Genomic DNA, 22,873 nt, shown 5'->3' with positions numbered 1-22,873 from the left:
CTAGCGCGACGAACTCGCCGATAAACGTCCGTGAGTGCGTGATTTCTGAGACTCGACGATTTCCTCGGCGGCCCGCCGCGACCACGGTCAGCGGTCGCGCGGAGCGGAGGTCGCCCGCGGTCGGCGTCGACGCCGACGCCGACCGTAATTGCCCTTTTCCGACTCCGAAGTCACCCTCCACCGACCCCGAAATTAAAGCCTCTGTGCGTGCCATCCTCACCCATGTCGTCTCCGCCGGCCGACCGCCCCGATTTCGAGAGCTACCGGGCGTCGCTCGACCTCGACGCGCCGGACGACCCCGAACACGCCGCCCTCGCGGCCGACCTCCGGTTGGCCTGCGAGGGCGCGGTCCGCTTCGACGAGTACAGCCAGGTCCTCTACGCCACCGACGGGAGCATCTACCAGGCCCGCCCGGCGGGCGTGGTCTTCCCGACCGACGCCGACGACGTGGCGGCCGCGATGCGCGTCGCGGCCGCCCACGACGCGCCGGTGCTCCCCCGCGGCGCCGGGTCGTCGCTGGCCGGCCAGTCGGTCGGGCCGGGCTGCGTCGTCCTCGACTGCTCGCGGCACATGGACGCGATTCTGGACGTCGACCCCGATGCGAAGCGCGCGACGGTCCAACCCGGCGTGGTCCAGGACCACCTCGACGCCCGGCTCGAAGAGTGGGGCCTGAAGTTCGCGCCCGACCCCGCCTCCTCGAACCGCGCCACCGTCGGCGGCGGCATCGGGAACAACTCGACGGGCGCCCACTCGGTTCGGTACGGCATCACCGACGCCTACGTCGAGGAGTGCGAGGCCGTGCTGGCCGACGGCACTCGCGTCCGCGCGCGTGAGGTCAAGGTCGGCGGCCCGGAGTGGGAGGAGATCCTCGCCGAGGGAGGGAGGGAAGCCGAACTCTACCGCACCGTCCGGGACCTCGTCGCGGACAACGCCGATGAGATCGAGGCCCGATACCCCGACCTCAAGCGGTCGGTCAGCGGCTACAACCTCCACGAATGCGTTTACGAAAACGCAAACGGAAACGAATGCGTCAACCTCGCCAAACTGTTCGTCGGCGCCGAGGGGACCCTCGGCACCGTCACCGAGGCGACGCTCTCGCTGGTCGAGACGCCGGAGGCAACCGCGCTCGCGCTCTTCTGCTTCTCGGACCTCGTCGACGCGATGGAGGCGGTGCCCGAGGCCCTGGAGTTCGACCCGAGCGCGGTCGAACTCATGGACGAGGAGGTGTTCCGCCTCGCCCGCGACTCGGCGGAGTACGCCGAGTACGCCGAGCCGATTCCCGACGACGCGGCCGCGGCGCTGATGCTGGAGTTCGACTCGGACCTCCACGACGACCTGGAGGCGCCTATCGCGGAGGCGAGCGCCCACTTCGTCCACGCGGGCGCAGCGTTCGACGTGCTGGAGGCCTACGACGACGCCGAACAGGCGAAGCTCTGGAAGCTCCGGAAGGCGGCCATTCCGCTACTGATGAGCATGGAGGGCGACCCCAAGCCCTACCCCTTCATCGAGGACGCGTCGGTGCCGCCCGAGGAACTGGCCGAGTACGTCCAGGGGTTCATGGGCGTCCTGGAGGCCCACGACACCGAGGCGGCGTACTTCGCCCACGCCGGCAGCGGCACCCTCCACATCCGGCCGGTGTTGAACCTCAAGGAGAGCGAGGGCGTCGAGAAGATGCTGCCAATCGCCGAGGACGTGACGTCGCTGGTCCTCGACCACCGCGGGTCCTTCTCGGGCGAGCACGGCGACGGCCTCGCCCGCACCCAGTTCAACCCCAAGATGTACGGCCCGGAGCTGTGGGCCGCCTTCAAGGAACTCAAGACCGCCTTCGACCCCGACTGGCGGATGAACCCCGGGAAGGTCGTCTTCCGGGACGGTCCCGACGACGTCGGGCCGTCCGGCCCCGACGCCGACCCGAACCGCGGCGTCGGGGCCGACATGCGCGAGCACCTGCGGTACGGCCCCGCTTACTCGTCGCTCGAACCGACCACCGAGCAGGACTTCTCCGAGGAAGGCGGCTTCTCGCACCTGGTCGAACTCTGCAACGGCTGTGGCACCTGCCGGCAGACCGACTCGGACGTGATGTGTCCGTCCTATCGAGGGATGGAAGAGGAGATGGCGACCACCCGGGGCCGGGCGAACATGCTCCGGGCGGCCATCAGCGGCGAACTCCCCGAGGAAGAGATGTACACCGAGCGGTTCCAGAAGGAGGTGCTGGACCTCTGTCTCGGGTGCAAGGGCTGTCAGAGCGACTGCCCGACCGGGGTCGACCTCGCCAAACTCAAGGCCGAGGTCAAACACCGCTACCACGAGCGGGAGGGGTCGGGCCTGCGTGAGCGCCTGTTCGCCAACATCGACCGCGTCGCGGCGGTCGGGAGCGCGCTCGCACCCGTCTCGAACCGCCTCGCCGACCTGCCCGGCGCGGGCCTGCTCGCCGAGAAGGCGCTGGGTGTCGCCTGCGAGCGCGACCCGCCGACGTTCGCCGACCGGTCGTTCGCCGCGTGGTTCGAGGCGCGCGGTGGACCGCGAATCGCCGAACGAGACGCGACCGAACGCGTCCTGCTGGTGCCCGACACCTACACGAACTACGTCTACCCGGCGGCGGGACGCGCCGCCGTCCAGGTGCTGGAGGCGGCGGGCGTCCGGGTCGAAGTGCCCGACGCCGCCCCGAGCGGTCGGCCCGCCTACTCCGAGGGCTTCCTCGACCTGGCCCGCGAGCGCGCCGCGTCGAACGTCGCGCAGTTCGCGCCGAAGGTCCGGGAGGGCCGGTCGGTGGTCTACGTCGAACCCTCCGACGCGGCGATGGTCCAAGACGAGTACCTTGACTTGCTTCGGAAACCGAGTCGCCCCCCGAACCGAACCGGCGAGTCGGCGAGCGCGGTGCGCTCGCCGACTCGCTCGGGAGACGGGGTCGCCGGCACCGACGCGGAACCCGCGGCCACCGACGGCGGGGCCGCGGACGACGCCGAACTGCTGGCGGCCAACGCCTACGGGGTCTGCGAGTTCTTCGACCGCCACCGCCTCGACGACCGCATCGACTTCGACGCGCCCGGAGAGCGCCTGGCCTACCACGGCCACTGCAACGCAAAGGCGCTAGGCACCGACGGCCACGCCGCCGCCGTCCTCTCGCGGGCGGGCTACGAAGTCGACGCGCTCGATTCGGGCTGTTGCGGGATGGCCGGGAGTTTCGGCTACCACGCCGAGCACTACGACCTCTCGCAGGCCATCGGCGACATCCTCCGGGGACAGATATCCGACGCCGACCCGGACGCCGTGGTCGCGCCCGGCGCGTCCTGCCGGTCGCAGTTGGACGCCGAGCGGCCGACCCATCCCGTCGAGAAGTTGGCCGAGGCGCTCGCTCGCTGACGCCGCGGAAAACGGTCGCGCGAGCCCTCGGCAGGACCCCGCCGAACACGCCGATTCTCCTTTCTGATAACGCGAGCCATAGGTTTAACTCGTCTCGACGTGATTGCCCCGGTAGCGAATGCATCCGATGGAAGCGATCTACGTCATCCTCAGCATCTCGCTCGTCGTCGTCGGCCTCGCGCTGGTGGGGCTGTCGGCCCGGGCGTACATCCAGACCGACCGGCGGTCGATGCTGCTGCTGTCGGTCGGGTTCTCGTTCGTCGTCGCCGCCGCGGTGGCCACGACGTTCAGCGCGTTCCTCACCGACTTCACCCGGAGTCGCCTGCTGCTGACGGTCAACTACGCCGTCACGACGGTCGGCTACGCGTTCATCGTGCTCAGCGTCCGGGGCGACTGAGCGTCGGGTGGTCGCTCCTTCTCTCGCGGTTCGCCGCCTCGGAAACCTACTTGCCCCGGGACCCCGACGGTTTCCGCATGCCGACCGACTCCGATTTCAAGCGCCGACTCCGCGCCGGCGAACCGGTGGCGGGCCACTGGCTCTCCGTCGGCCACCCGGCGGTCGCCGAGTGCGTCGCCCCCGGTTCGGACTTCGTGGTCGCCGACACCGAACACGCGCCGACCGGACTCGAATCGCTCGCGAACGTCGTCCGCGCGGTCGAGGCCGCCGAGGGCGAGACCGCGGCGCTGGCCCGGGTCGCGTGGAACGACCCGGTTCGGATCAAGCGCGTCCTGGACACCGGCGTTTCCGGTGTCCTAGTTCCGATGGTCGAAACCGCCGAACAGGCGCGCGCGGCGGTCGAAGCGGTGCGCTATCCGCCCGAAGGCGTCCGCGGTATCGCCGGGTCGCGCGCGAACGGCTACGGCCGCACGCTCGACCGAGCGGTCGAGCGTGCGGGCGAGGACCTCGTGACCGTCGTTCAGGTCGAGAGCGAGACGGCGGTCGAAAACGCCGCCGACGTCGCGGCGGTCGAGGGCGTCGACGCGCTGTTGGTCGGGCCCGCCGACCTCTCGGGGTCGCTCGGCGTCTTCGGCGAGTTCGACGCCGACCCCTTCGTCGAGGCGGTCGACGACGTGCTCGCCGCGACAGGAGCGGCCGACACGCCGGTCGGGACGCTGGCGACCGACGCCGACGAAATCGAACGCTGGGCCGACTGGGGCTACGACTTCCAGATCGTCGGCGTCGACGCCGGCTACCTCGCGGCAGGGGCCGAGCGCGCGCGGCGGGCCTACGACGACGCGATGGAGTGACGAATCGGGAACGTCCTCTCTCCCCGACCGCCGGTCCTCACTCCGACTCCTCGGCGAAGATGAACTCCGCTATCTCCCGGCGTTCGCCGTCGGCGCTGTCGCTGTCGTACTTGTAGCGGACGCCCTCCTTCTCGTCCTCTGCGGCGCGGTGGGACCCGTCGCAGAAGGGGTAGCTGTCGGCGAGGCCGCAGAGGCAGACGGCGACGTCGCCCTTCTCGTCGTCCAGGTCCTCCTCGTCCAGCCTTAGCGGGCCGGTCGCGGTGTGGGTGACTTCGCGGGCCATGGCGACGGTAGGCCGCCCGAGGCAAAAGTCCTCTCGCTCGTTCTCGTTCGTCGGGGGCCTCGCGTTCACTCCCGGTCGTACGCGCCCTCTCGCGCCAGTCGTCCCTTCTCGGCCAGCACCTCGGGGGTCCGGCAGACTCCGCGTGCGCCGGTGACCTGCGGGACTGTGCAGTTGTTGCAGTTCTCGCAGACGACGCTCGCACCGTCCTCGTCCCTGCGGGTGTCTTCCTCGCTTCGGAGGAGGCGCGCCGGAAGTCTCGGTTCGGCGTAGAAGGGCCGGCCCATCCCCACCGCGTCGCAGGCGTCGCCGAGCAACGCGTCTATCTGCTCGCGGTCCCGGATTCCGCCCTCCAGCAGGACCGGAATCTCGACGCGCTCGCGGACCCGGCGCGCGAGGTCGGCGTTCCACCCGGGTTCGAAGTCGTACTCGACGGCCTCGATTCGGTTCAGCGCCGCGACCAGCGCCGCGCGCCACCGACTTCCGAACGCGGCGGCGTACCCCTCGCGGAAGCGGTCGTCGCGCCAGGCCGCCCCGGGGAACTCCCCGCGGACGATGCTCATGTCCCAGAAGGTCGACACCCGGACCGGGACGACGGCGTCGTACCCGACGGCGGCGAGGCGCTCGCAGGTCGCCACCGCGTCGTCGGCCCCGAAGCGGCGACGGACGAACGGCGGGGCCTCGGTTTCGGCGGGCACCTTTGCGACGAGCGGGAGGTCGCCGGCCCGCGCCCGAATCTCGTCGTGGACCGCCTCGAAGAACCGGACGCCGTCGGCGAACTCGTCGTCCCGGCGGTTGTAGAACGGCGAGAGGAACTGCTGGAGGATGCCCATGTTCGCCCCCGCGAGGTGAATTCCGTCGTAGCCGGCGTCGGCGGCGCGGGCGGCGCACCGGCCGAAGTCCGCGGCGAGTTCGTACACCTCGTCGGTCGAGAGGACGCGAGCGTCGTACTTCAGAAAGCCCAGGCGGTCGAGCGCGGCGAGCGGCCACGGCGGGTCGGAGACGGCGAGTTGGGTTAGGTCCGGGTTGGCCCGGCGGTACTCGGCGTGCCACGTCTCCAGCGTCCGGAGGCCGCCGTGGTCGAGTTGGACGAAGACGGTGCCGCCGTGGGCGTGAATCGCGTCGGTGAGTCCCGAGAGCCGGGGGGTGAACTCGGGGTCGGCCAGCGCGGTCATCGAGGGCGCGACCCGGCCGCCCTCCTCGCGGACCGGCGCCGCCCCCTGGAAGACGAGTCCGGCCCCGGCCGCGGCGGCGGGTTCGAGTTCGTCGACCAGCGCGTCGACCGCATCAGGTCCCTCCCCCGCGCACTCCAGGAGCGGCGCGCGGTAGAGCCGGTTGGGTAGTTCGAGGCCGCCGATTTCGAGGGAGTCTTCGAGAGTTGGCAATTCGTCGAGACGTACGACGCCGGGCGCCTAAACCGTTGGGCCGGCGCGCACCGCCGAGACGATGCGCGCCGGCCCGTCTGCGGCCGACGCTCCCGCACGTCGTGGCGCTTATAAATGCTCTCACCACGAATACGCCACTCTGACCGTCCGTTCGTCCCTATCTACGCTCGGTGGTTGGTCGGCCGCCGCGTCGCGGCGGCCGAGCGCCTACGCTTACGTTTTCGAACGGAGATGGCGTCTCAGAGTAGTGACGACGTTCTCGGACGCCGTCTACGTTTTCGCAATCGTAAACGACCGTCTGCGTTTCCGTAATCGCAAACGAAAACGTTTGCGCGAACGAGCGTCGTCTACGAACCCCCGGACGGGTGGCGGTTCCGCCGCCCCACGCTTAAGGCGCCGTTCGCCGTCTGTGATGGCATGACGGTGTACGAAACCGACGTCCCCGGCGTCGGCCGGAAGTTCGAGTACGAACTCGACGGCGACGACCGCCTCGTGGTGCTCATCCACCACGACGGCAGGCGGGAGGTGTTCCGCCGTCCCTCGGCCGACGCCGACGGGACGAAACTGTTCGAACTCTCCGACCGGCAGGCCCGGGAGTTCGGGACGATTCTGGAGGGGGCGTACTTCCAACCCGTCGACCTCGAACGCGTCGAGGTGCCGCTGGGCGAGGCCGTCATCGAGTGGACCGACCTCCCCGACGACTCGCCCTTCGCGGGCGAGACGCTTGCCGACGCCGAACTCCGCCACCGGACCGGCGCGTCGGTCATCGCGATACAGCGCGGCGACGAGACGGTCGCCAACCCCCGGCCCGAGTTCGAACTCCGGGGCGGGGACATCCTCGTCACGCTCGGCACGCGCGAGGAGCAGCAGGCGCTCGCCGACCTCGTCTGCGAGTAGATGGCCGGAGAACTCCTGGTGGAGGTGGGCATCGCGCTCACCGCGCTCGCGCTCGGGGGCGCGCTCGCGGTCCGGGCCGACCAGTCGGTCATCCCGATGTACATCGTCGCGGGCATCGTCGTCGGACCGAACGAACCCACCTCGATCGGGCCGATCCCGCTGACCCTGGTTTCGAACCACGAGTTCGTCGACGTGCTGGCGGAACTCGGCGTGGTCTTCCTCCTGTTCTTCCTCGGACTGGAGTTCAACCTCGAACGCTTCGTGACGGGGTGGGACCGACTTGTCGGCATCGGCGCCGTCGACTTCGCGGCCAACTTCGGCCTCGGCGCGGCGCTCGGGTTCGCCTTCGGATTCGGGCCGATAGAGACGCTGTTCGTCGCCGGCATCGTCTACGTCTCTTCGAGCGCGGTCGTCACCAAGTCGCTCATCGAGCGCGGGTGGATCGCCAACCCCGAGAGCGAGGCCATCCTCGGGACGCTCGTGTTCGAGGACATCCTCGTGGCGGTCTACCTCGCGCTCCTGTCGGCGCTGGTCCTCGGCGGCGGCCTGGACGACGCCGCGACGTCGGTCGGCGTCGCGTTCGCCTTCCTCGGCGCGCTCGTCCTGCTGGCGTGGTACGGCACCGACTACGTTGACCGGGCGTTCGCGGTCGACTCGGACGAACTGTTCCTGCTGTCGGTGCTCGGCGTGACCACGCTGGTCGCCGGCGCGGCGCTGACCGCGGGCGTGAGCGAGGCGGTCGCGGCGTTCTTCGTCGGCACCGCGTTCAGCGCCACCGACCACGCCCACCGCATCGAGACGGTCGTCGCCCCGGCGCGAGACCTCTTCGCGGCGTTCTTCTTCTTCGCCATCGGCCTGTCGACCGACGTGACAGTAATCGCGGGCGTCGCCGACCTGCTCGTCGCGGCGGTCGTCCTGACCCTCGTCGTCCAACTGGCCAGCGGGTTCGTCGGGGGTCGCATCTACGGCCTCGACCGCCGCCGCTCGCTCCGGGTCGGCGTCGGCCTCGTCCCCCGCGGGGAGTTCTCGCTGGTCATCGCCGCGCTGGCTACCAGCGTCGGGACGGGCGCGCTGGCCGAGGTCGTCCCCGCGTTCGCGGTCGGCTACGTGCTCGCGATGAGCATCCTCGGGTCGCTGTTGATGGGATACGCCGACTCGCTGACCGCCTACAAAGGCGGATTCTCGCTCGAAGAATAGGCGTTTGCGATTTCGTTAGCGAAATCGCAAACGGGGAATCCGGGCGTGGACCCGAAGCATTCGGTCGCGGTTTCGAAGAGTCCGGTCGCGGCTTCGAAGCATCTCTCGCGCCTGCGACCCCGGTTCGCCTACTCGTCCTTCCACTTGATGGAACACCCGCGAGAGGGCATGAACTCCAGGTCCACGTCCTCGCCCGCGAGCACCGCGTCGATGGCGTCGTAGACGTACACCTCCTCGGCCTCGTCGTCGGGGTTGAGCGCGTCGTCGAGGCGGCCGTGGTACGCCAGCGTGAAGGTGTCGCCCCGGTTTCGCAGGAGGAACGGGTCCGGCGTGCAGGTCGCGCCGTAGGCCTGCGCGACCTCCTGGGTGTCGTCGTGGAGGTAGGCGTCGTAGCCGACCCGGCCCTCCTCGACGAACTCGACCATCTTCTCGTAGGAGTCCTCCGGATACTCCTCGGCGTCGTTGGAGTTCACGCCGACCACCGCGACGTCGTCGTACTCGTCGGCGACGTCGCCGAGCAGGTCGAACTTCGCCTGAGCGTACGGGCAGTGGTTGCACGTGAACACCAGCAACACGGCGTCGTAGTCGGCGAAGTCCGCGAGCGTGTGGGTCCGTCCGTCGGTGCCCCGCATCTCGAAGTTCGGAACCGGGTCGTCGCGTTCGAGTTTCCGCTCGGACTCTCTCATCACCATGCGAGAACTGTAGGGCCGCGGGCGAAATGAAGGTTGGTACTCTCCGGGAAACGGCGTTTCGAGCGCGCGTTCGGGACGACCGAGACGTCACTGTGACCCCGCGTCCGGCGGAACCTATTACTCCTCCTGTCGCCCACGAAACCTATGAGCGACGACGCGCCGGACTCCGTCTCGGACGACGTTCGGTACGCACCCAGGGCGGTCGACGACGAGGAGTGGACGTCTGCGTTTCTGCGTCGCCGGCCAGCGGGCGTGCTGGGACTCGTCGACGACGGGGCGCCGTACGTGGTCACGCAGTTGTTCGCGTACGACGAGGACGAACACGCCGTCTTCTTCCACGGCGCGAACGAGGGTAAGACGAAGCGAATCGTCGAGCGGTCCGACCGGGCCTCGTTCACCGTCAACGAGATGGGTCGTCTCTTGCCGGCCGAGAAGCCCGTGAACTTCGACGTCGAGTACGAGAGCGTCGTCGCCTTCGGGCGAATCTGACTCCTCGAAGACGCCGAGTCGAAGCGCCGCGCGCTAGAACGGTTCATGGAGAAGTTCGCGCCGCACCTCGAAGCGGGGCAGGACTACGAACCGATGAGTCCCGCGTCGGTCGACCGGACCAGCGTCTACCGCCTCGACATCGAACGCTGGAGCGGGAAGCGACACGTCGTGGACGACGATTTCCCCGGCGCGTTCGCGTTCGACGCGGTGCGGGACGACGGGGGTTCGGTGCGCAACGACGAGGAGTGACCGCGGGGACCGGTCGAGTCGGGGCCGTCAGTCCTCGGAGAGTCGTTCGCGGTCGTGGGTCGCGTCGTAGTCGAGTTCGGGTCCTTGGGGCACGATTTGCCTGGGGTTCAGGTCGGTGTGGCTCCGGTAGTAGTGCTCCTTGATGTGGTCGACGTGGACCGTCTCGGCCACGCCGTCGGTCTGGTAGACGTCCCGGAGGTACGGCGCGAGGTTGTCGTAGTCGGCGATGCGGTGGACGTTGCACTTGAAGTGGACGTAGTACACCGGGTCGAAGCGCACGAGCGTGGTGAACATCGCCACGTCGGCCTCGGTGAGGCGGTCGCCGCAGAGGTACCGGCGGTGTTCGAGCAGTTCGTCGTAGCGGTCCAGCGCGTCGAACAGTTCGCCGACGGCCCGCTCGTAGGCCTCCTGCGTCTCGGCGAACCCCGCGCGGTAGACGCCGTTGTTGATGGGTTCGTAGATGTCCTCGATGGTTTCATCTATCTCCTCGCGGTAGCCCTCCGGGTAGAGGGTGCGGTCGTCGTCGGTGTTCGCGGTTTCACCGCTCGCGTTCGAGGCGCGAAGCGCCTCGCCGTCCTGGAACGCGGTGTCGAACATCCGCATGATCTCCTTCGACTCGTTGTTCACGACGGTTTCGCGCTCGGTGTCCCAGAGGACCGGCACCGTCACCCGCCCCGTGAAGTCGGGGTCGGCGGCGGTGTACACCTCCCGGAGGTAGTCGAAGCCGTTGACCCGGTCTTCGGTACAGCCGTCCTTCTCGGGGCTGAACTCCCAGCCGTCGTTCTCGCGGTAGGGGTCGACCACTGAGACGGAAATCGCGTCTTCGAGGCCGAGCAGTCGGCGGGTTATCAGCGCCCGGTGGGCCCACGGGCAGGCGTAGGAGACGTAGAGGTGGTACCGGCCGGCCTTCGCGGGGAACTCGGCGTCGGGATTGGCCTCGACTCGGTCCCGGAAGGCGGTTTCCTGACGCTCGAACTCCCCCTCCTCGTTGGTCGACTCGTAGGCGTCGGTCCGCCACTCCCCGTCGACGAGCATGTTCATGGTGTCCTGACTTGGGTCGTGAGTCCGTAAAGATTCACGGCCCCGGCAGGCCGGACCGCGTTCGCGGTCCGGCCCGCGCAGGTCACCCCTCCGCTCGCACGAAACTGGTCGCCAGTTCCGCCTCCGCGCGCCGGAGTCGGTACGACAGCGTCGAGCGTGCAACGTCCAGTTCGTCGGCGAGTTCCTCGACCGTCACCTCCCGGGGCGTCTCGTAGTAGCCGCGTTCGACGGCGGCGCGCATCGCCTCGTACTGGGCGTACGGAATCGCGGGCCGGCCGCTGTAGGCGGCGGTCCACGCCGTCTCGTCGGTGACCTGCTCGAGGTCGAAGCCGACGCCCTCGTCGCGGCCGGCCTGAATCGCGTCGTACAGCAGGCCGAGTTTGGCGTCGCTCGGCATCAGGATGCGCCACTCGTAGCGGTCGCCGTACCGTTCGGTGGAGAACAGCACGCCCGGCCCGAGGTGCATCAGCGCCAGATGCGGAACGGAGCGACACTCGCCGGTCCTCGCCCACTTGGTGTAGAGGATGCGACTCGTCGGGTCGCGGTGGAGGACCTCGAACCGGTGGTCGCGCCCGCACCCGCCCGACGCGAGGCAGTCGGCGGCGTGACCGTGGTCGGCGAACGCGTCCTCGGCGTCGATGACCGCCTCGGTCGGGCCGGCGAGGTGGTCGACGCGCCAGAGGTGGTCGGGTGTGACGACGACCGCCAGCGAGCGGCCGTAGAGGTCGCGGTGGCGGCGGAACGCGTCCGCGACGGGGTCGGCGTCCTCGTCGTACTCCAGGCCGAACGCGAACACGCGCATACCCCCGATTTGGCGCACGCCGACTTAGGGTGCGCGGCCGGACTGATTCCCGCAGCGAACGCCTCGGAGACTAAATCGGTCGCCGAATCGCCGGTCGAAAACCGACCGCGGGCGGGCCGACGTCCGCGAAACGGTCCCGCGACCAACACCGTTCGGCGCACGCCAACCCAGAGCCCACGTGGGTTTCCACCTTCAGTCCCCCCATGGTCGAAGCAGGGCAGATAGTACTCGCCGCCGTGATGGGCATCCTCCTGTTAGCCGTCGCCGCGTTCATCGCGCGCTTCGAGGACTGGCGGTCCTACACGCCGCTGACCAGCGGCGGCGGTGGCGCGTTCGGCGAGCAGGCGGAGGTGGGCCACGAGGAGAAACCGGGCGGGCTGATACGCTGGCTGACGACCGTCGACCACAAGGACATCGGGATGCTGTACGGTCTCTTCGCGCTCACGGCGTTCGCCTGGGGCGGCGTCAACATCATCCTCATGCGCTCGGAGTTGATGACGCCGGAGTCGGTCGTCATCGGGGCGAACTTCTACAACTCGCTGCTGACGAGCCACGGGCTGACGATGCTGTTCCTGTTCGCCACCCCTATCCTGTCGGCGTTCGGCAACTACTTCATCCCGTTGCTCATCGGCGCCGACGACATGGCGTTCCCCCGCATCAACGCCATCGCCTTCTGGTTGCTCCCGCCCGCGGCCATCCTCATCTGGGCCGGGTTCTTCTTCGCCCCGTTCGGACTCGGCATCCAGCCGTCCCAGACGGCGTGGACGATGTACACGCCGCTGTCGGCCGAACAGGCCAATCCGGGCGTCGACCTGATGCTGCTGGGTCTGCATCTCTCGGGTGTGTCGGCGACGATGGGCGCGATCAATTTCATCGCGACCGTCTTCACCGAGCGCGGCGAGGAGGTCGGCTGGGAGCGCCTCGACATCTTCTCCTGGACGATGATAACGCAGTCCGGACTCATCCTCTTCTCGTTCCCCCTCCTGGGAAGCGCCCTCGTGATGCTCATTCTTGACCGCAACTTCGGGACGACGTTCTTCACCACGGAGGGCGGCGGTCCCATCCTCTGGCAGCACCTCTTCTGGTTCTTCGGCCACCCCGAGGTCTACATCATCGTCTTACCCCCGATGGGGCTGGTGAGCCTGATACTGCCGCGGTTCGCGGGCCGGAAGCTGTTCGGGTTCAAGTTCGTCGTCTACTCGACGCTGGCCATCGGCGTATTGAGCTTCGGCGTCTGGGCGCATCACATGTTCGCGACCGGCATCGACCCGCGAATCAGGGCGTCATTCATGACGGTGTCGCTCGCCATCGCCATCCCCAGCGCCGTCAAAGTCTTCAACTGGATTACCACCATGTGGAACGGTCGCTTGCGCCTCGCCGCGCCGATGCTGTTCTGCATCGGATTCGTCCAGAACTTCATCGTCGGCGGGGTGACCGGTGTGTTCCTCGCGTCGATTCCGGTCGACCTCGTCCTGCACGACACCTACTACGTGGTCGGACACTTCCACTTCATCGTGATGGGCGCCATCGCGGTCGCCGGCTTCGCCGGCATCTACTACTGGTTTCCCATGTTCACGGGTCGGATGTACCAGAAGCGCCTCGCCCACTGGCACTTCTGGACCACCATGATAGGGACGAACTTGGTGTTCTTCGACCTGCTGCTGCTGGGCTACGGCGGGATGCCCCGGCGGTACGCCACCTACCTTCCGCAGTTCCAGGACCTCCACGTCATCGCGGGTATCGGGACGTTCATCATCGCGTTCGGCCAACTCGTCTTCGTCTGGAACATCGTGACCTCGTGGCTCGAAGGTCCGCGCGTCGAGAGTCACGACCCCTGGGACCTCGAAGACGACGGCCTGCTCACCAGGGAGTGGGAGTGGTTCGAGAGCAAGCGCGAAACCGCCATCACCACCGACGGCGGTGAGCCGAGCGAAGCGAGTCGGGACTCGTCGGACCGGAGGTCCGACGGCGGCGAGTCGGACGATCCGTCGACGGACGACTGACGCCACTCGACCGGTCCCTCCTGGGTAGCCGTCTCGTTTCGGGGCGTTCACCGAACGTCGAACGCGAAGCGCGCGCCGGTCGGCGCGCGCTTCGCGTCGCCGCTCCCGTCCTCGGCGTCGGGTTCCGCCCGCTCCGGTCGCTCGTACGTCGCCGCGCCCGAGTCGGTCGACGGCCGGTCGCCCCCGGAGACGCCGCCCGACCCTTCGAACCCGGCAGGCCGGCCGGCGGCCGGCCCGCCGGGTTCGTCGTCCTCGCCGCTCACCGACAGGTCCCAGCCGTGGGCGTCGGCGATGCCCTTGACGATGGAGAGGCCGAGGCCAATGCCGTCCTCCTCGGTCGAGTAGCCGTACTCGAAGACGTGCTCGCGCTCGTTGGCCGGAATCCCCGGCCCGTCGTCGGTCACGACGAATCCTGACTCGGTTGCGGCGACGGTGACGGTCACGCCGGCGTCGTCGGACGAGGTCGGACTGTCCGTGGAGCCGTGCTCCACGCTGTTCCGAAACAGGTTCTCGAAGAGGTTGCAGAGCCGAGCCTCGTCGGCCTCGACGGTGCCAGGGTCGCGCAGGTTCAGGGTCGCGCCCTCCGTCGCCACGTTCGCCCACGCCCGCTCGGCGACCGCAGCCAGCGACACCTCCTCGGTCGCACCGACCGTCTGGCCCTGCTGGGCGAGTTCGAGCAGGTCGTTCACCAGCGCCTCCATCCGGTCGTGGGCGTCGGCGACCACCTCGAAGCTCTCGTCACGGCCCGTCTCGCGGGCGAGTTCGAGGTGGCCGCGCGCGACGTTCAACGGGTTGCGCAGGTCGTGGGATACCACGCTGGCGAACTCCTCCAGCCGTTCGTTCTGGCGTTCGAGCGCCTCCTCGCGCTCGCGGAGTTCGCCTTCGCGCTCGGCCCGGTCGAGCGCCGCGCGGGCGTTCTCGGTCAGAATCTCGGCGAATCGCACCTCGGCATCGTCGAACGGTTCGCCGTCGTCCTTCGCGACGCTGAGGACTCCGTGGTCGCCCATCGGGACGTACATCGTCCGCTCGAACGCTTCGAGTCCCCACGACGAATCGGCACCCACTTCGTGGGTCACCGTCTCGCCCTCGCGGTACGCCCGGCCGTGCGGGGAGTCCTCGACGCCGAACGTGGGTCGCGAGTCGACGTCGCGGACGTACTCGCCGCCGAGTGCGACGTTGACCAGGGCGGCGCGGTCGGCGTCGTACAGTCGGACGCCGGTCCCCGGGAAGTCGAGCACCGTGTCGGCGACCTCGCAGACGATGTCGGCTATCTCCCGGTCGGTTTCGGCCTGCATGAGGTCGCGGGTCACGTCGTGGAGCGCGTTCAGCGTCTGGTCGCGCCGCCGGCGCTCGGTCACGTCCCGGAAGTACACCGACAGTCCGTCCTCGGCGGGGAAGACCTGCTCTTCGACCCACCGGCCCGGTTGGAACACCGACGCGGCCGTCAGCGTCACGGGTTCCTGCGTCTCGACGGCCTCGACGTAGGCGTCGTGGAACCGCTCGCCGACGCCCTCGGGGAACGCCTCGCGGATGTCCTCGCCGACCAGTTCCTCGGCCGACCGGTCGAGGAACTCGGCGGCCTGCTCGTTGACGTAGGTGAACCGCCACTCGTCGTCGAGCGCGTAGAAGGCGTCGGTGATGCGGCGGTACATCCGGCGCATCTGTCGGTTGGCCTCGGCGGCGCGGCGCTCGGCGCGGTGTTGCGCGACCGCGTTCTCGATGCGGTTCGCGAGCACCTCGTACTGGTCGGTTCCGATGCCCTTCTGGAGGTAGTCGGTGACGCCGGCGGAGATAGCCTCGCTGGCGATCTCCTCGCTACCCTTGCCGGTGAACAGTACGAACGGGAGGTCGGGTTCGACGTCCCACACCGCGTCGAGGAACTCGAGGCCGTCGGTTCCCGGCATGTCGTAATCGCTGACCACGCAGTCGATGGACTTGCTCCCGAGCCGTTCGATTCCGGTTTCGGCGTCGCCGGCGGTCACGACGTCGATGCCCTCGCCGGTCCGCCGGAGGTAGGTCGCGGTGAGGTCGGCGACGGACGGCCGGTCGTCCACCAACAACACCCGGATGTCGCCCATTACCAGTCCTTCATGACGGGTGGATACAATAACATTCTGCCGTTTATTATTCCTGAGAACTGGCCGCAAACACCGTCGTTCGGCGCTTCGGGCAAGTCCTCCGAGAGTGACTGGCGTGGACTTACCGTGATTTCTGATGAGTCACAATTTTGGCCAGTAATACGCCCGAATGCAGTCTTCCCCGAAGTCACGGTTGCTCCGATTCGTCGAGAATCGATTTCTTCGCTCGAGTGGAGATACGGTGCGCTCGTACGGTCACGCTACTGGCGGAAACAGTTCGTGAACTCATCCTCGCGTACCTCGGCCACCATCTCTACCGAGTCCTCTACCGATTAGACAGTACGCTCGCCGGTCACCACACTGCAGGCCGAGAGGAGATTCGCTGACCCAGCGAATTCGCGTAGGACTCATTTAATATGGGTGTGTAGGTCGGAATATGTCTCACGACACCTCCCTGAGTGCCCGCCTCAAAGAAGACCTAACAGAGAGTTTTACGGTTAGTCTCGTCGCTGTTCTGATGGCCCTTCTCGCCCTCCTCTCGCTGTTTAGAATCGAACTTTCAGTGCCGGAAACCGGCGGATTCTTGCTCGCGATCGCGGTGTTCATCCCGTACGCGTACGAGCACTACTGGCCGATCACGTACTCCGGTGGCGCTGCCGTCGTCTGGACCGTCTCGGCGGCACTCATCACGATGGGAATCTTCATCGGGGCCTACCAACTCGCCCACACCTACGTCTCGGTCCGATACGACGGGGGAATTGCGTTCCTCGTGACCGTGATCATTCAATACGGAATCGCCGCAGTGTTCGCGCGTGTCTATCGAAACTCGTGAACGTACAGCAATGGACGAATGATACGTTCCTGGAGTCCCCAACATGAATCTATCCGCGACGTCCCACCCGGTCGTTCGCCGCGAACGGCTACCAGGTCGCTTCGCACGGGGGAAGATACTCGTGACCGATGAACCAGATACCGACGAGATACTGGCTCTCCTCGATGACAGTTACTCCAAGGAGATTCTTCGACGGACGAGGAACACGGCGATGTCCGCAAAGGAACTCAGCGAGGATTGCGACGTCTCGATTTCCACGGTGTATCGCCGTGTCGAACGTCTCGTCGACTGTGGACTCCTCGCGGAACGACGGATTCCACAGCCCGATGGCAATTATTACAGTATGTACGAAGCGCGATTGGACGAACTCACCGTAAAACTCACCGGTGACGGGTTCGAGGTGACGATCTCCGAGAGGGCGACTGGACACCTCGCTGATCGCTTCACCGAGATGTGGGAGGGTCTCTGATGACCGCGATGCAGATGGGTAGCGTCCAGTCTCAGTCCGAGTATCTGCTACTGCTCTCGGTGACACTCGTTGCGACCGGGCTAGCGCTGTTCATCGTCTTTCACGCCTATTCGGGATACCGACGGAACGACAGCATCCGAATGCTGTATCTCGCAAGTGGGCTCTGCCTTATCACCGTCGTCCCGATGGCCCTCTCGATCGGCGTGAACTCGCTCGGCCAGGACGTCGGTTTCCGACCCCAAGTCTACGCGTTCTACCTTCCGCTGATCAGTAGAATCAGCGAGATCGTCGGTCTGTGCCTCCTGCTGTACTCCTTGCTCGTAGCGCCTGGCCAATCACAGAATCAGTAGATGCGCCGCCGGACCGACTCACGACCGGACCTACTCGACGGTCGTCATCGGACCGAACCCGTCGACTGGCGTCACCGAGTAGTCGACCGTGAGCGTGTCCTTGGTCGCCCGTATCTTGCCGACGAACGTCGAGATGTCGGCCAGCGTCCCTTCGAGGATGAACAGTTCCATGCAGTAGTGGTCGCCGACGTGGTTGTGGATGTTGGAGGTGACGAGTTCGTCGTGGTCGTGTCGCAGGTGCATCATCCGCTCTTCGACGCCGGTGCTCTCGTAGTCGAACAGCACCGTCACCACGCCCATCAGTTTGCGGTCCTCCAGTTTCTTGTCCTCGAACTCCCCGAGGAGGTTGCGCGCGGCCTCCCGGAACACCTCGCTCCGGCCGGTGTAGCCGTGTTCGCCGGCGAAGTCGTCCACGCGCTCCAGCAGTTCGTCGGGCATCGAGATACTGACGACGGTCACGTATTAAAACAGGCCGGCTGAGTTAATAGCCTTTATTATCGGCGTCGAACGTCCCGAGTCTGTACCACGTCGCCGCCCGTCACTGCTCTTCCTGTTCCGGGGTCGTAAACGGAATCGTCGCGGCGGTCCGCTGGGTGACGGTCGCGGTCCGGACGATGAACGCGAACAGCAACGCCAGCGGCAGAAAGCCGACGGTCACGGCCAGCGGGAGCGCGACGCGGTCGTACGGAATCTCGCTCGCAGTGCCGGTCATCGCGAACAGCATCGACACCGCGACGACTTCGGCGGGAATCCCGGCGTAGAGCAGGACCCGCGACAGCGACGAGAGTTCGTCCTGCAGGTACAGCGACTTGAAGTACTGGCGGGCCACGTCGATCCGCTGGATGCTCTCGATGAGGTCTGACAGCGCGTCCGTCGTCTCCTCGGAGAGGTCGCCGCCGTAGACCGCGCGAATCCGGCGGATGCGGTGTATCGTCTCGGCGTAGTTGGTGTTCAGCGTCACCGACAGCACCTCGAACGTGCTCGCGTCCTCGCCTTCGAGGAGTTCGAGCAGGTCGTCGAAGTGGTCGGTCAACTCCGTCACCAGGTCCTCGACGGACGACTGGACCTCGGCGTCGCCCTCGCGGACGTAGGTGACGAGGCCGCCGGCCCGCTGGGCCTCCTGTCGAGTCCCCTCGAAGACGAGGCGAAGGAATCCCAGCGGCTTCACCGGCGCGATCTCGCCGGTCGATTCCTCGACCTCCTCCCGGTAGTCGATGACGTTCTCTATCTGCGATTGGAGTTCGCCCGGCGACTTCAGTTCTCGACCGAGCAGGAGCTGGTTGATGGAGACGACGACGGTGATGAGCGTCAGGTTCCCGCTGACGAGCGAACTGAACACGTAGAACGTCGGGGTACTGCGCTCCAGCGGAAACCACTGGAACCACTCCGCCGCGAAGAAGAACGTCGCCACCGCCGCGAGCACCGCGCCCGTGACGGCGAGGCGGTTTCCGTCGAGAAGGACCCACTTCGTGACCCGCTCCGCCGCTCCGCCCGACGACCCGGCGAGGCCGACCGCCGGCGGGGACGCGTCCGCCCGGTCGTCGTCGACCCGCGAACCGCTCTCGCGGGTCAGATCGCTTCCGGTCATTCTCGACAGTCGTACGGGGGTGAAACGGAAAAAAGTACGTCGAAGGCCCGGTTCCGGAGCGGGCGCGACGGGCGAATCGCCGCCTCAGTCGCTCCGGTACCGCGCGAGGAGCGCGGCCGCGACCAGCGCGACCAGCGTCACGCCGACGCCGAATCCGGGGACTCCCGGCGCCACGGGGCCGTCGCTCTCCTGGTCGCTCTGGACCGAGAGGCTCCGTCGCTCGCCGTTGACGTCGACCGTGTACTCACCCGACGAGGCCACCTGCTGGACGAACCGGACCTGCTCGGTTTCGCCCGCGGGGACGGTGACGTTCTTCGTCGCCAACTGCTCGCCGAACAGCGTCAGCGTCACGGTCTTCGTGACCTCGACGGTGGCGGTGTTCTCGACGGTCGCGGTGATGGCCACCGAGTCGCCCGCCGAGATGGTCGAGGCGTTCAGCGAGAGGTCGGTCACGCCCGCCGCGTCTGCGGGCGGGCGCTTCTGGACCGTGAGCGACCCGAGGTCGGTGCCCGAAACCGCGACCTCGTAACTTCCGGTCGCAGGCGCGTCGGCCGACAGGGTAACGTTCTTCGTCTCGCCCGCGGCCACCGTCACCTGCTCGCTCGCGACGCGCTCGCCGCCGAGCGTCAGGTCGAGGGTCGCCGACCGCTCGGCGTCGGCGGCGTTCTCGACCGCCACGGTCGCCTCGACCGTGCCGCCCTTCGCGACGGTCGTCCGCGAGAGTTCCGCGTCGGCGACCGAGAGCGCGGTCGTCGCGCCGACCGCGAAGGTGCCGACGCCGTCGGCGCTCGCCTTCAGTCGCGCGGTGTCGCCCGACCGCTCGACGACGGTGGTGTTCAACCGCTCCCACGACCCGTCGGCGTAGCGGTACAGCGACGCGTCCTCGGTGCTCGCCAGACCGGCGAGTCGGCTCTCGTTCACCGAGAACTCGACTCGCGCGCGGTCGAGGCTCGCGTCGAGGTACTTCGAGTCGACCTCGAGGTACGCCAGCGCCTCGGCGTCCGAGAGCGCCGCCGCGCCCGTCGGCGCGTCGGCGGTGACCTTCGTCGGGAACGCCGCGTGACTGTCGTCGTCGCCGAAGGTGACCGCGAGCCGGTCGAAGGAGACGCCCGTCTCGGCGGCGACCGCCGATGCGGGGAGCGACCCGCCGACCGTCTTGCCCGCGCGGGCGTTCCGCACGTCGACGACCGCGGCGTTCGCCCCCTGCTTCTGGACGTCCGAGACGACCGACGGCGGTTCGGCGGTGCCGCCACCGCCGCCACCGCCGCCGACGAAGCCGCCGGACCCGCCGTTACCGCCGCCGGGGTCCGTGATGGCCTCCTTCTCCTTCACGACGACCTGCGCGGTGTCGGTGTCGCTGAGTCCGCTCTCCGTGTGGACTCGGACCTTCGCGGTGAACGTGCCGCCGTTCTGGTACGCGTGGGACAGGGAGGTGTTCTCCGCGCTCGTCTCCTCGTCGTACGTTCCGTCGCCGTCGAGGTCCCACTCGTACTTCGAGATCTCCCCGCCGTCGGGGGCGCTCGACCCGCTGGCGTCGAACGTGACCGTCTCGCTGGCGTTGACGATCTCGGGTGACGCCGTGAGGTTGGCGACCGGCGCGGCGTTCACCTCGACGCTCATCTCCTTTCTATCCTCGCGGCCGGCGGCGTCGCGCACCACCAGCAGCACCGACTTCTCGCCGGGTTCCGCGAACTCGTGGGTGACCTGCTTGCCCATCTTGGTTTCGTCGCCGGGGAACTGCCACTCGTAGGTGAGCGTCCCGTTGTCGCTCGCGACCGCTTCGAACGTCAGCCGAGTGCCGGCTTCGGTCGCGTTGCGCGGGAAGGTCGTGTTCTCGTGGTCGATGCTGGGCGTGTCGGCCGCGAACACGTCGACGGAGACGTTCGCGGTGTCGGTGTTGCCGTAGTAGTCCTCGACTGTCACCGTGGCGTTGTGAGTGCCCGACGTGTCGAAGTCGTGGGTGGCGTTCACGCCGTTCGCGGTGGCGCCGTCCTCGAACTCCCAGCGGTAGGAGGCGACGCCCCAGTTGTCGGTGCTCTCGCTGGCGTTGAAGGTGACGGGCGCGCCCGCCTCCAGGCGCGTCGGGGTCGCCGTGGCGCGAGCCTCGGGGTTCGTCCCGTCGGGTTCGTCGACCTCGACCTCCGTCGAGACGGTCCGCTGGTTGCCGACGCCGTCGGTGACGGTCACGCTGACGGTGTGCGTGCCGGCCTCGCTGAAGGCGTGGGTGAAGGTGTCGCCGCCGGTCCGGTTCTCGCCCCCGTCGACCCGCCAGACGTAGTCGCTGGTGACGCCGCTACCCTCGTCGGAGGCGTTGGCCTGGAAGACGAGTTGCTCGCCCACGGCGTGGTGTTCGGGCACGTTCTCGCCGTCGCCTTCGCTCACGCCGATGCTCGCCGAGGGTGGTTCGCTCGGCCCGACCGTCACCTCCGTGGACGCGGTTATCGTCTCCCCGTCGGCGGTGATGGTGACCCCGGCGGTAACGGTTCCGCTCGCGTTGTACGTGTGGGTGATCTGGTTCGACGTGGAGTTCGCGTCGACCTCACCGTCACCGTCGAAGTCCCACGCGTACTCGTCGCCGCCGCCCGACGCGGTGAAGGTGACCTCGCCGCCCGCCTCGGTGTCGCTCGGTTCGGCGCTCAGGTCCGAGTCGAGGCAGTTGCGTCCCTCCTCGATGGTGAGGGACTGGTCCATCTGAAGCGTCTTCATCTCGCCGTTCTCGGAGCCGTCGTTGGTCCGGACCTTCCACGAATTGACGTTGCTGAATCCGGGGTCGATGGTGAGCGCTTCGCCGTTGAGGTTCTGCATACCGCGGTAGGCGCCACCGTCTGTGCCGCCGTGGCCCCACTCCCAGTGCACGTCGAAGGTGTCCCCGTCCTCGGTCGGATCGTACGCGCGGAGCGGTTCGGAGGTGTAGTTGGCCTCGCGGTGGCCGTAGCGGGTCCCTGAGGTGTCGTTGTAGACGTCGTCCATGTCCGCGCGCCGGTACATATCGTCGATGTACGCCCACTCACCGCTCGGGAGGCCGTCGAACGTGAAGTCGGCCCGACCGCCGCCGGGCGACTCCTCGAAGAAGCCGTCGCCCGAGACGTTACCGTAGACGCCGTTGTACTTCCGGTGAGAGGCGATTCCGGTTTCCTCGTAGATCCGGTCGTGGCGGAGGACCATGCTCACGTCGCCGTCGGCGTTCTCGTAGAAGAACATGTGGCTTTCGCCGTTGGCCGACCAGTTGTACAGCCCGTAGGTGCCGTACTCCCACGGCTCGTAGCGGTACTGGTTGTTGAGGTACGGCGCGTAGTAACTGGTCTGGCCCTGGTCGCCGTCTCGGTAGCGGTAGTCCATGATGGACTCGATGGTTTCGGGACCGTTCCAGTCCTCGTCCTTGTACGGGCCGGTCACGTCGCCGACCGTGTTCGTCCCCCGAACGACGACCTCGGGGACCATCTTCGGATGGTCGGCGGGGAACGCCCGCACTTCCATACATTCGCCGCTCTGACGGATGGTGTACCAGTCGCCGCCGGGGTTGTCCGCCCTCGCGGTCCCGGTGAGTCCGACGAGTCCGGTCGGAATCGCGGACACGACGACCAGCAGCGTCAGCGCGACGCTCGCAATCGTTGCTCTGTTTACATTCATCGCACTCGTGGACCATCGTATTCCGGTATTTCCCTTTGTTATGCACCGTTTGTCGGGTTTCCGCGGTTTTCACGGGTCCAGTCAGGCGACGGATGAATTCATGTAGGACTATCGTACTCGTATTTCGGACCTGTCAGGCTCCGCTTACGCGATGCACGCCTCGCTCGCGCTCGGCACGCATCGCCGTCCCGGGGGCGTCGGCCGCGGGACGGTTTCGGTTCGCCGGCGGTCCCGGTCGGTTCCTCCGCGGTCGTCGGCGAGTGTGACGCCATGTAGGCCG

At 67.6% G+C, this 22,873-nt stretch carries 20 protein-coding genes; 11 read left to right on the top strand and 9 right to left on the bottom strand.

The window, feature by feature from the left end:
- Positions 1 to 222 precede the first annotated feature (222 nt).
- The 3 genes from NGM07_RS21180 to NGM07_RS21170 all read left to right on the top strand — a co-directional run bounded on the left by NGM07_RS21180 (position 223) and on the right by NGM07_RS21170 (position 4,611).
- Positions 223 to 3,363: an FAD-binding and (Fe-S)-binding domain-containing protein gene (locus NGM07_RS21180; protein WP_253521080.1), complete on the top strand. Its 3,141-nt coding sequence runs from the start codon at positions 223 to 225 to the stop codon at positions 3,361 to 3,363.
- Positions 3,364 to 3,481: 118 nt separating this feature from the next.
- On the top strand, positions 3,482 to 3,760 hold the full coding sequence (locus NGM07_RS21175; RefSeq protein WP_253521078.1) for a DUF7521 family protein: 279 nt from the start codon (positions 3,482 to 3,484) through the stop codon (positions 3,758 to 3,760).
- A 77-nt stretch (positions 3,761 to 3,837) separates the two neighbouring features.
- On the top strand, positions 3,838 to 4,611 hold the full coding sequence (locus NGM07_RS21170) for an HpcH/HpaI aldolase family protein (RefSeq protein WP_253521076.1): 774 nt from the start codon (positions 3,838 to 3,840) through the stop codon (positions 4,609 to 4,611).
- Between the two features lie 37 nt (positions 4,612 to 4,648).
- Here NGM07_RS21170 and NGM07_RS21165 read toward each other — a convergent pair whose 3' ends face one another.
- Together NGM07_RS21165 and NGM07_RS21160 are read right to left on the bottom strand one after the other, a co-directional pair.
- The gene (locus tag NGM07_RS21165; RefSeq protein WP_253521075.1) at positions 4,649 to 4,894 is read right to left on the bottom strand and encodes a CDGSH iron-sulfur domain-containing protein; all 246 of its coding nucleotides are present in this window, start codon (positions 4,892 to 4,894) and stop codon (positions 4,649 to 4,651) included.
- Between the two features lie 65 nt (positions 4,895 to 4,959).
- Positions 4,960 to 6,276, bottom strand: coding sequence for an oxidoreductase (locus tag NGM07_RS21160; protein ID WP_253521073.1), 1,317 nt, complete (start codon positions 6,274 to 6,276; stop codon positions 4,960 to 4,962).
- A 417-nt stretch (positions 6,277 to 6,693) separates the two neighbouring features.
- Here NGM07_RS21160 and NGM07_RS21155 point away from each other — a divergent pair, with 417 nt between their 5' ends.
- A complete protein-coding gene (locus tag NGM07_RS21155; protein WP_253521070.1) occupies positions 6,694 to 7,173 on the top strand; it encodes a cation:proton antiporter regulatory subunit in 480 nt (159 codons plus the stop codon).
- The gene (locus tag NGM07_RS21150; protein WP_253521067.1) at positions 7,174 to 8,370 is read left to right on the top strand and encodes a cation:proton antiporter; all 1,197 of its coding nucleotides are present in this window, start codon (positions 7,174 to 7,176) and stop codon (positions 8,368 to 8,370) included.
- 128 nt (positions 8,371 to 8,498) lie between these two features.
- On the opposite strand, the gene NGM07_RS21145 is transcribed toward NGM07_RS21150, so the two are convergent.
- The gene (locus NGM07_RS21145; protein ID WP_253521064.1) at positions 8,499 to 9,062 is read right to left on the bottom strand and encodes a thioredoxin family protein; all 564 of its coding nucleotides are present in this window, start codon (positions 9,060 to 9,062) and stop codon (positions 8,499 to 8,501) included.
- A gap of 144 nt (positions 9,063 to 9,206) precedes the next feature.
- Here NGM07_RS21145 and NGM07_RS21140 point away from each other — a divergent pair, with 144 nt between their 5' ends.
- Together NGM07_RS21140 and NGM07_RS21135 are read left to right on the top strand one after the other, a co-directional pair.
- Entirely contained in the window at positions 9,207 to 9,551 is a 345-nt protein-coding gene (locus NGM07_RS21140) for a pyridoxamine 5'-phosphate oxidase family protein (RefSeq protein WP_253521062.1), read from the top strand.
- A gap of 45 nt (positions 9,552 to 9,596) precedes the next feature.
- Positions 9,597 to 9,800, top strand: coding sequence for a hypothetical protein (locus NGM07_RS21135; RefSeq protein ID WP_253521059.1), 204 nt, complete (start codon positions 9,597 to 9,599; stop codon positions 9,798 to 9,800).
- A gap of 27 nt (positions 9,801 to 9,827) precedes the next feature.
- Here NGM07_RS21135 and NGM07_RS21130 read toward each other — a convergent pair whose 3' ends face one another.
- Both NGM07_RS21130 and NGM07_RS21125 read right to left on the bottom strand, forming a co-directional pair.
- Positions 9,828 to 10,841, bottom strand: a complete 1,014-nt coding sequence (locus NGM07_RS21130) for a glutathione S-transferase family protein (protein WP_253521056.1) — start codon at positions 10,839 to 10,841, stop codon at positions 9,828 to 9,830.
- A gap of 82 nt (positions 10,842 to 10,923) precedes the next feature.
- Entirely contained in the window at positions 10,924 to 11,643 is a 720-nt protein-coding gene (locus tag NGM07_RS21125; RefSeq protein WP_253521054.1) for a helix-turn-helix domain-containing protein, read from the bottom strand.
- A 239-nt stretch (positions 11,644 to 11,882) separates the two neighbouring features.
- On the opposite strand from NGM07_RS21125, the gene ctaD reads away from it, so the two are divergent.
- The gene (ctaD, locus tag NGM07_RS21120; protein ID WP_253521196.1) at positions 11,883 to 13,646 is read left to right on the top strand and encodes a cytochrome c oxidase subunit I; all 1,764 of its coding nucleotides are present in this window, start codon (positions 11,883 to 11,885) and stop codon (positions 13,644 to 13,646) included.
- Positions 13,647 to 13,693: 47 nt separating this feature from the next.
- Here ctaD and NGM07_RS21115 read toward each other — a convergent pair whose 3' ends face one another.
- Positions 13,694 to 15,724 (bottom strand): hybrid sensor histidine kinase/response regulator, encoded by a 2,031-nt coding sequence (locus NGM07_RS21115; RefSeq protein ID WP_253521052.1) that lies wholly within the window; start codon positions 15,722 to 15,724, stop codon positions 13,694 to 13,696.
- Positions 15,725 to 16,160: 436 nt separating this feature from the next.
- On the opposite strand from NGM07_RS21115, the gene NGM07_RS21110 reads away from it, so the two are divergent.
- The 3 genes from NGM07_RS21110 to NGM07_RS21100 are packed head-to-tail and all read left to right on the top strand — an operon-like array spanning position 16,161 to position 17,375.
- Positions 16,161 to 16,556 carry a hypothetical protein gene (locus NGM07_RS21110; RefSeq protein WP_253521051.1) on the top strand — a complete coding sequence of 132 codons (396 nt, stop codon included), beginning with the start codon at positions 16,161 to 16,163 and terminating at the stop codon, positions 16,554 to 16,556.
- A gap of 43 nt (positions 16,557 to 16,599) precedes the next feature.
- Positions 16,600 to 17,025, top strand: a complete 426-nt coding sequence (locus tag NGM07_RS21105) for a helix-turn-helix domain-containing protein (protein ID WP_382193948.1) — start codon at positions 16,600 to 16,602, stop codon at positions 17,023 to 17,025.
- A complete protein-coding gene (locus NGM07_RS21100; RefSeq protein WP_253521049.1) occupies positions 17,025 to 17,375 on the top strand; it encodes a hypothetical protein in 351 nt (116 codons plus the stop codon). The genes NGM07_RS21105 and NGM07_RS21100 overlap by 1 nt, the downstream gene beginning before the upstream one ends.
- Before the next feature lie 30 nt (positions 17,376 to 17,405).
- Here NGM07_RS21100 and NGM07_RS21095 read toward each other — a convergent pair whose 3' ends face one another.
- The 3 genes from NGM07_RS21095 to NGM07_RS21085 all read right to left on the bottom strand — a co-directional run bounded on the left by NGM07_RS21095 (position 17,406) and on the right by NGM07_RS21085 (position 22,593).
- Entirely contained in the window at positions 17,406 to 17,834 is a 429-nt protein-coding gene (locus tag NGM07_RS21095; protein WP_253521047.1) for a CopG family ribbon-helix-helix protein, read from the bottom strand.
- Positions 17,835 to 17,913: 79 nt separating this feature from the next.
- Complete coding sequence (locus NGM07_RS21090) at positions 17,914 to 18,963, bottom strand: DUF7972 family membrane protein (protein ID WP_253521045.1); 1,050 nt, start codon at positions 18,961 to 18,963, stop codon at positions 17,914 to 17,916.
- Positions 18,964 to 19,047: 84 nt separating this feature from the next.
- Complete coding sequence (locus NGM07_RS21085; RefSeq protein ID WP_253521043.1) at positions 19,048 to 22,593, bottom strand: COG1470 family protein; 3,546 nt, start codon at positions 22,591 to 22,593, stop codon at positions 19,048 to 19,050.
- Positions 22,594 to 22,873 lie beyond the last annotated feature (280 nt).

Source organism: Halorussus vallis (assembly GCF_024138165.1).
GTDB classification, from domain to species: Archaea; Halobacteriota; Halobacteria; order Halobacteriales; family Haladaptataceae; genus Halorussus; species Halorussus vallis.
Note: the sequence above shows the minus strand (reverse complement) of the source record. Positions and strands in the feature narration are given on the sequence as shown.

What these genes read in the sequence shown, in the direction of transcription:
- NGM07_RS21180 (WP_253521080.1), top strand. Translation starts at nt 223, where the DNA reads ATGTCGTCTCCGCCGGCCGACCGCCCCGATTTCGAGAGCTACCGGGCG.
- NGM07_RS21175 (WP_253521078.1), top strand. Translation starts at nt 3,482, where the DNA reads ATGCATCCGATGGAAGCGATCTACGTCATCCTCAGCATCTCGCTCGTC.
- NGM07_RS21170 (WP_253521076.1), top strand. Translation starts at nt 3,838, where the DNA reads ATGCCGACCGACTCCGATTTCAAGCGCCGACTCCGCGCCGGCGAACCG.
- NGM07_RS21165 (WP_253521075.1), bottom strand. Translation starts at nt 4,894, where the DNA reads ATGGCCCGCGAAGTCACCCACACCGCGACCGGCCCGCTAAGGCTGGAC.
- NGM07_RS21155 (WP_253521070.1), top strand. Translation starts at nt 6,694, where the DNA reads ATGACGGTGTACGAAACCGACGTCCCCGGCGTCGGCCGGAAGTTCGAG.
- NGM07_RS21150 (WP_253521067.1), top strand. Translation starts at nt 7,174, where the DNA reads ATGGCCGGAGAACTCCTGGTGGAGGTGGGCATCGCGCTCACCGCGCTC.
- NGM07_RS21145 (WP_253521064.1), bottom strand. Translation starts at nt 9,062, where the DNA reads ATGGTGATGAGAGAGTCCGAGCGGAAACTCGAACGCGACGACCCGGTT.
- NGM07_RS21140 (WP_253521062.1), top strand. Translation starts at nt 9,207, where the DNA reads ATGAGCGACGACGCGCCGGACTCCGTCTCGGACGACGTTCGGTACGCA.
- NGM07_RS21135 (WP_253521059.1), top strand. Translation starts at nt 9,597, where the DNA reads ATGGAGAAGTTCGCGCCGCACCTCGAAGCGGGGCAGGACTACGAACCG.
- NGM07_RS21130 (WP_253521056.1), bottom strand. Translation starts at nt 10,841, where the DNA reads ATGAACATGCTCGTCGACGGGGAGTGGCGGACCGACGCCTACGAGTCG.
- NGM07_RS21125 (WP_253521054.1), bottom strand. Translation starts at nt 11,643, where the DNA reads ATGCGCGTGTTCGCGTTCGGCCTGGAGTACGACGAGGACGCCGACCCC.
- ctaD (WP_253521196.1), top strand. Translation starts at nt 11,883, where the DNA reads ATGGGCATCCTCCTGTTAGCCGTCGCCGCGTTCATCGCGCGCTTCGAG.
- NGM07_RS21115 (WP_253521052.1), bottom strand. Translation starts at nt 15,724, where the DNA reads ATGGGCGACATCCGGGTGTTGTTGGTGGACGACCGGCCGTCCGTCGCC.
- NGM07_RS21110 (WP_253521051.1), top strand. Translation starts at nt 16,161, where the DNA reads ATGTCTCACGACACCTCCCTGAGTGCCCGCCTCAAAGAAGACCTAACA.
- NGM07_RS21105 (WP_382193948.1), top strand. Translation starts at nt 16,600, where the DNA reads ATGAATCTATCCGCGACGTCCCACCCGGTCGTTCGCCGCGAACGGCTA.
- NGM07_RS21100 (WP_253521049.1), top strand. Translation starts at nt 17,025, where the DNA reads ATGACCGCGATGCAGATGGGTAGCGTCCAGTCTCAGTCCGAGTATCTG.
- NGM07_RS21090 (WP_253521045.1), bottom strand. Translation starts at nt 18,963, where the DNA reads ATGACCGGAAGCGATCTGACCCGCGAGAGCGGTTCGCGGGTCGACGAC.
- NGM07_RS21085 (WP_253521043.1), bottom strand. Translation starts at nt 22,593, where the DNA reads ATGAATGTAAACAGAGCAACGATTGCGAGCGTCGCGCTGACGCTGCTG.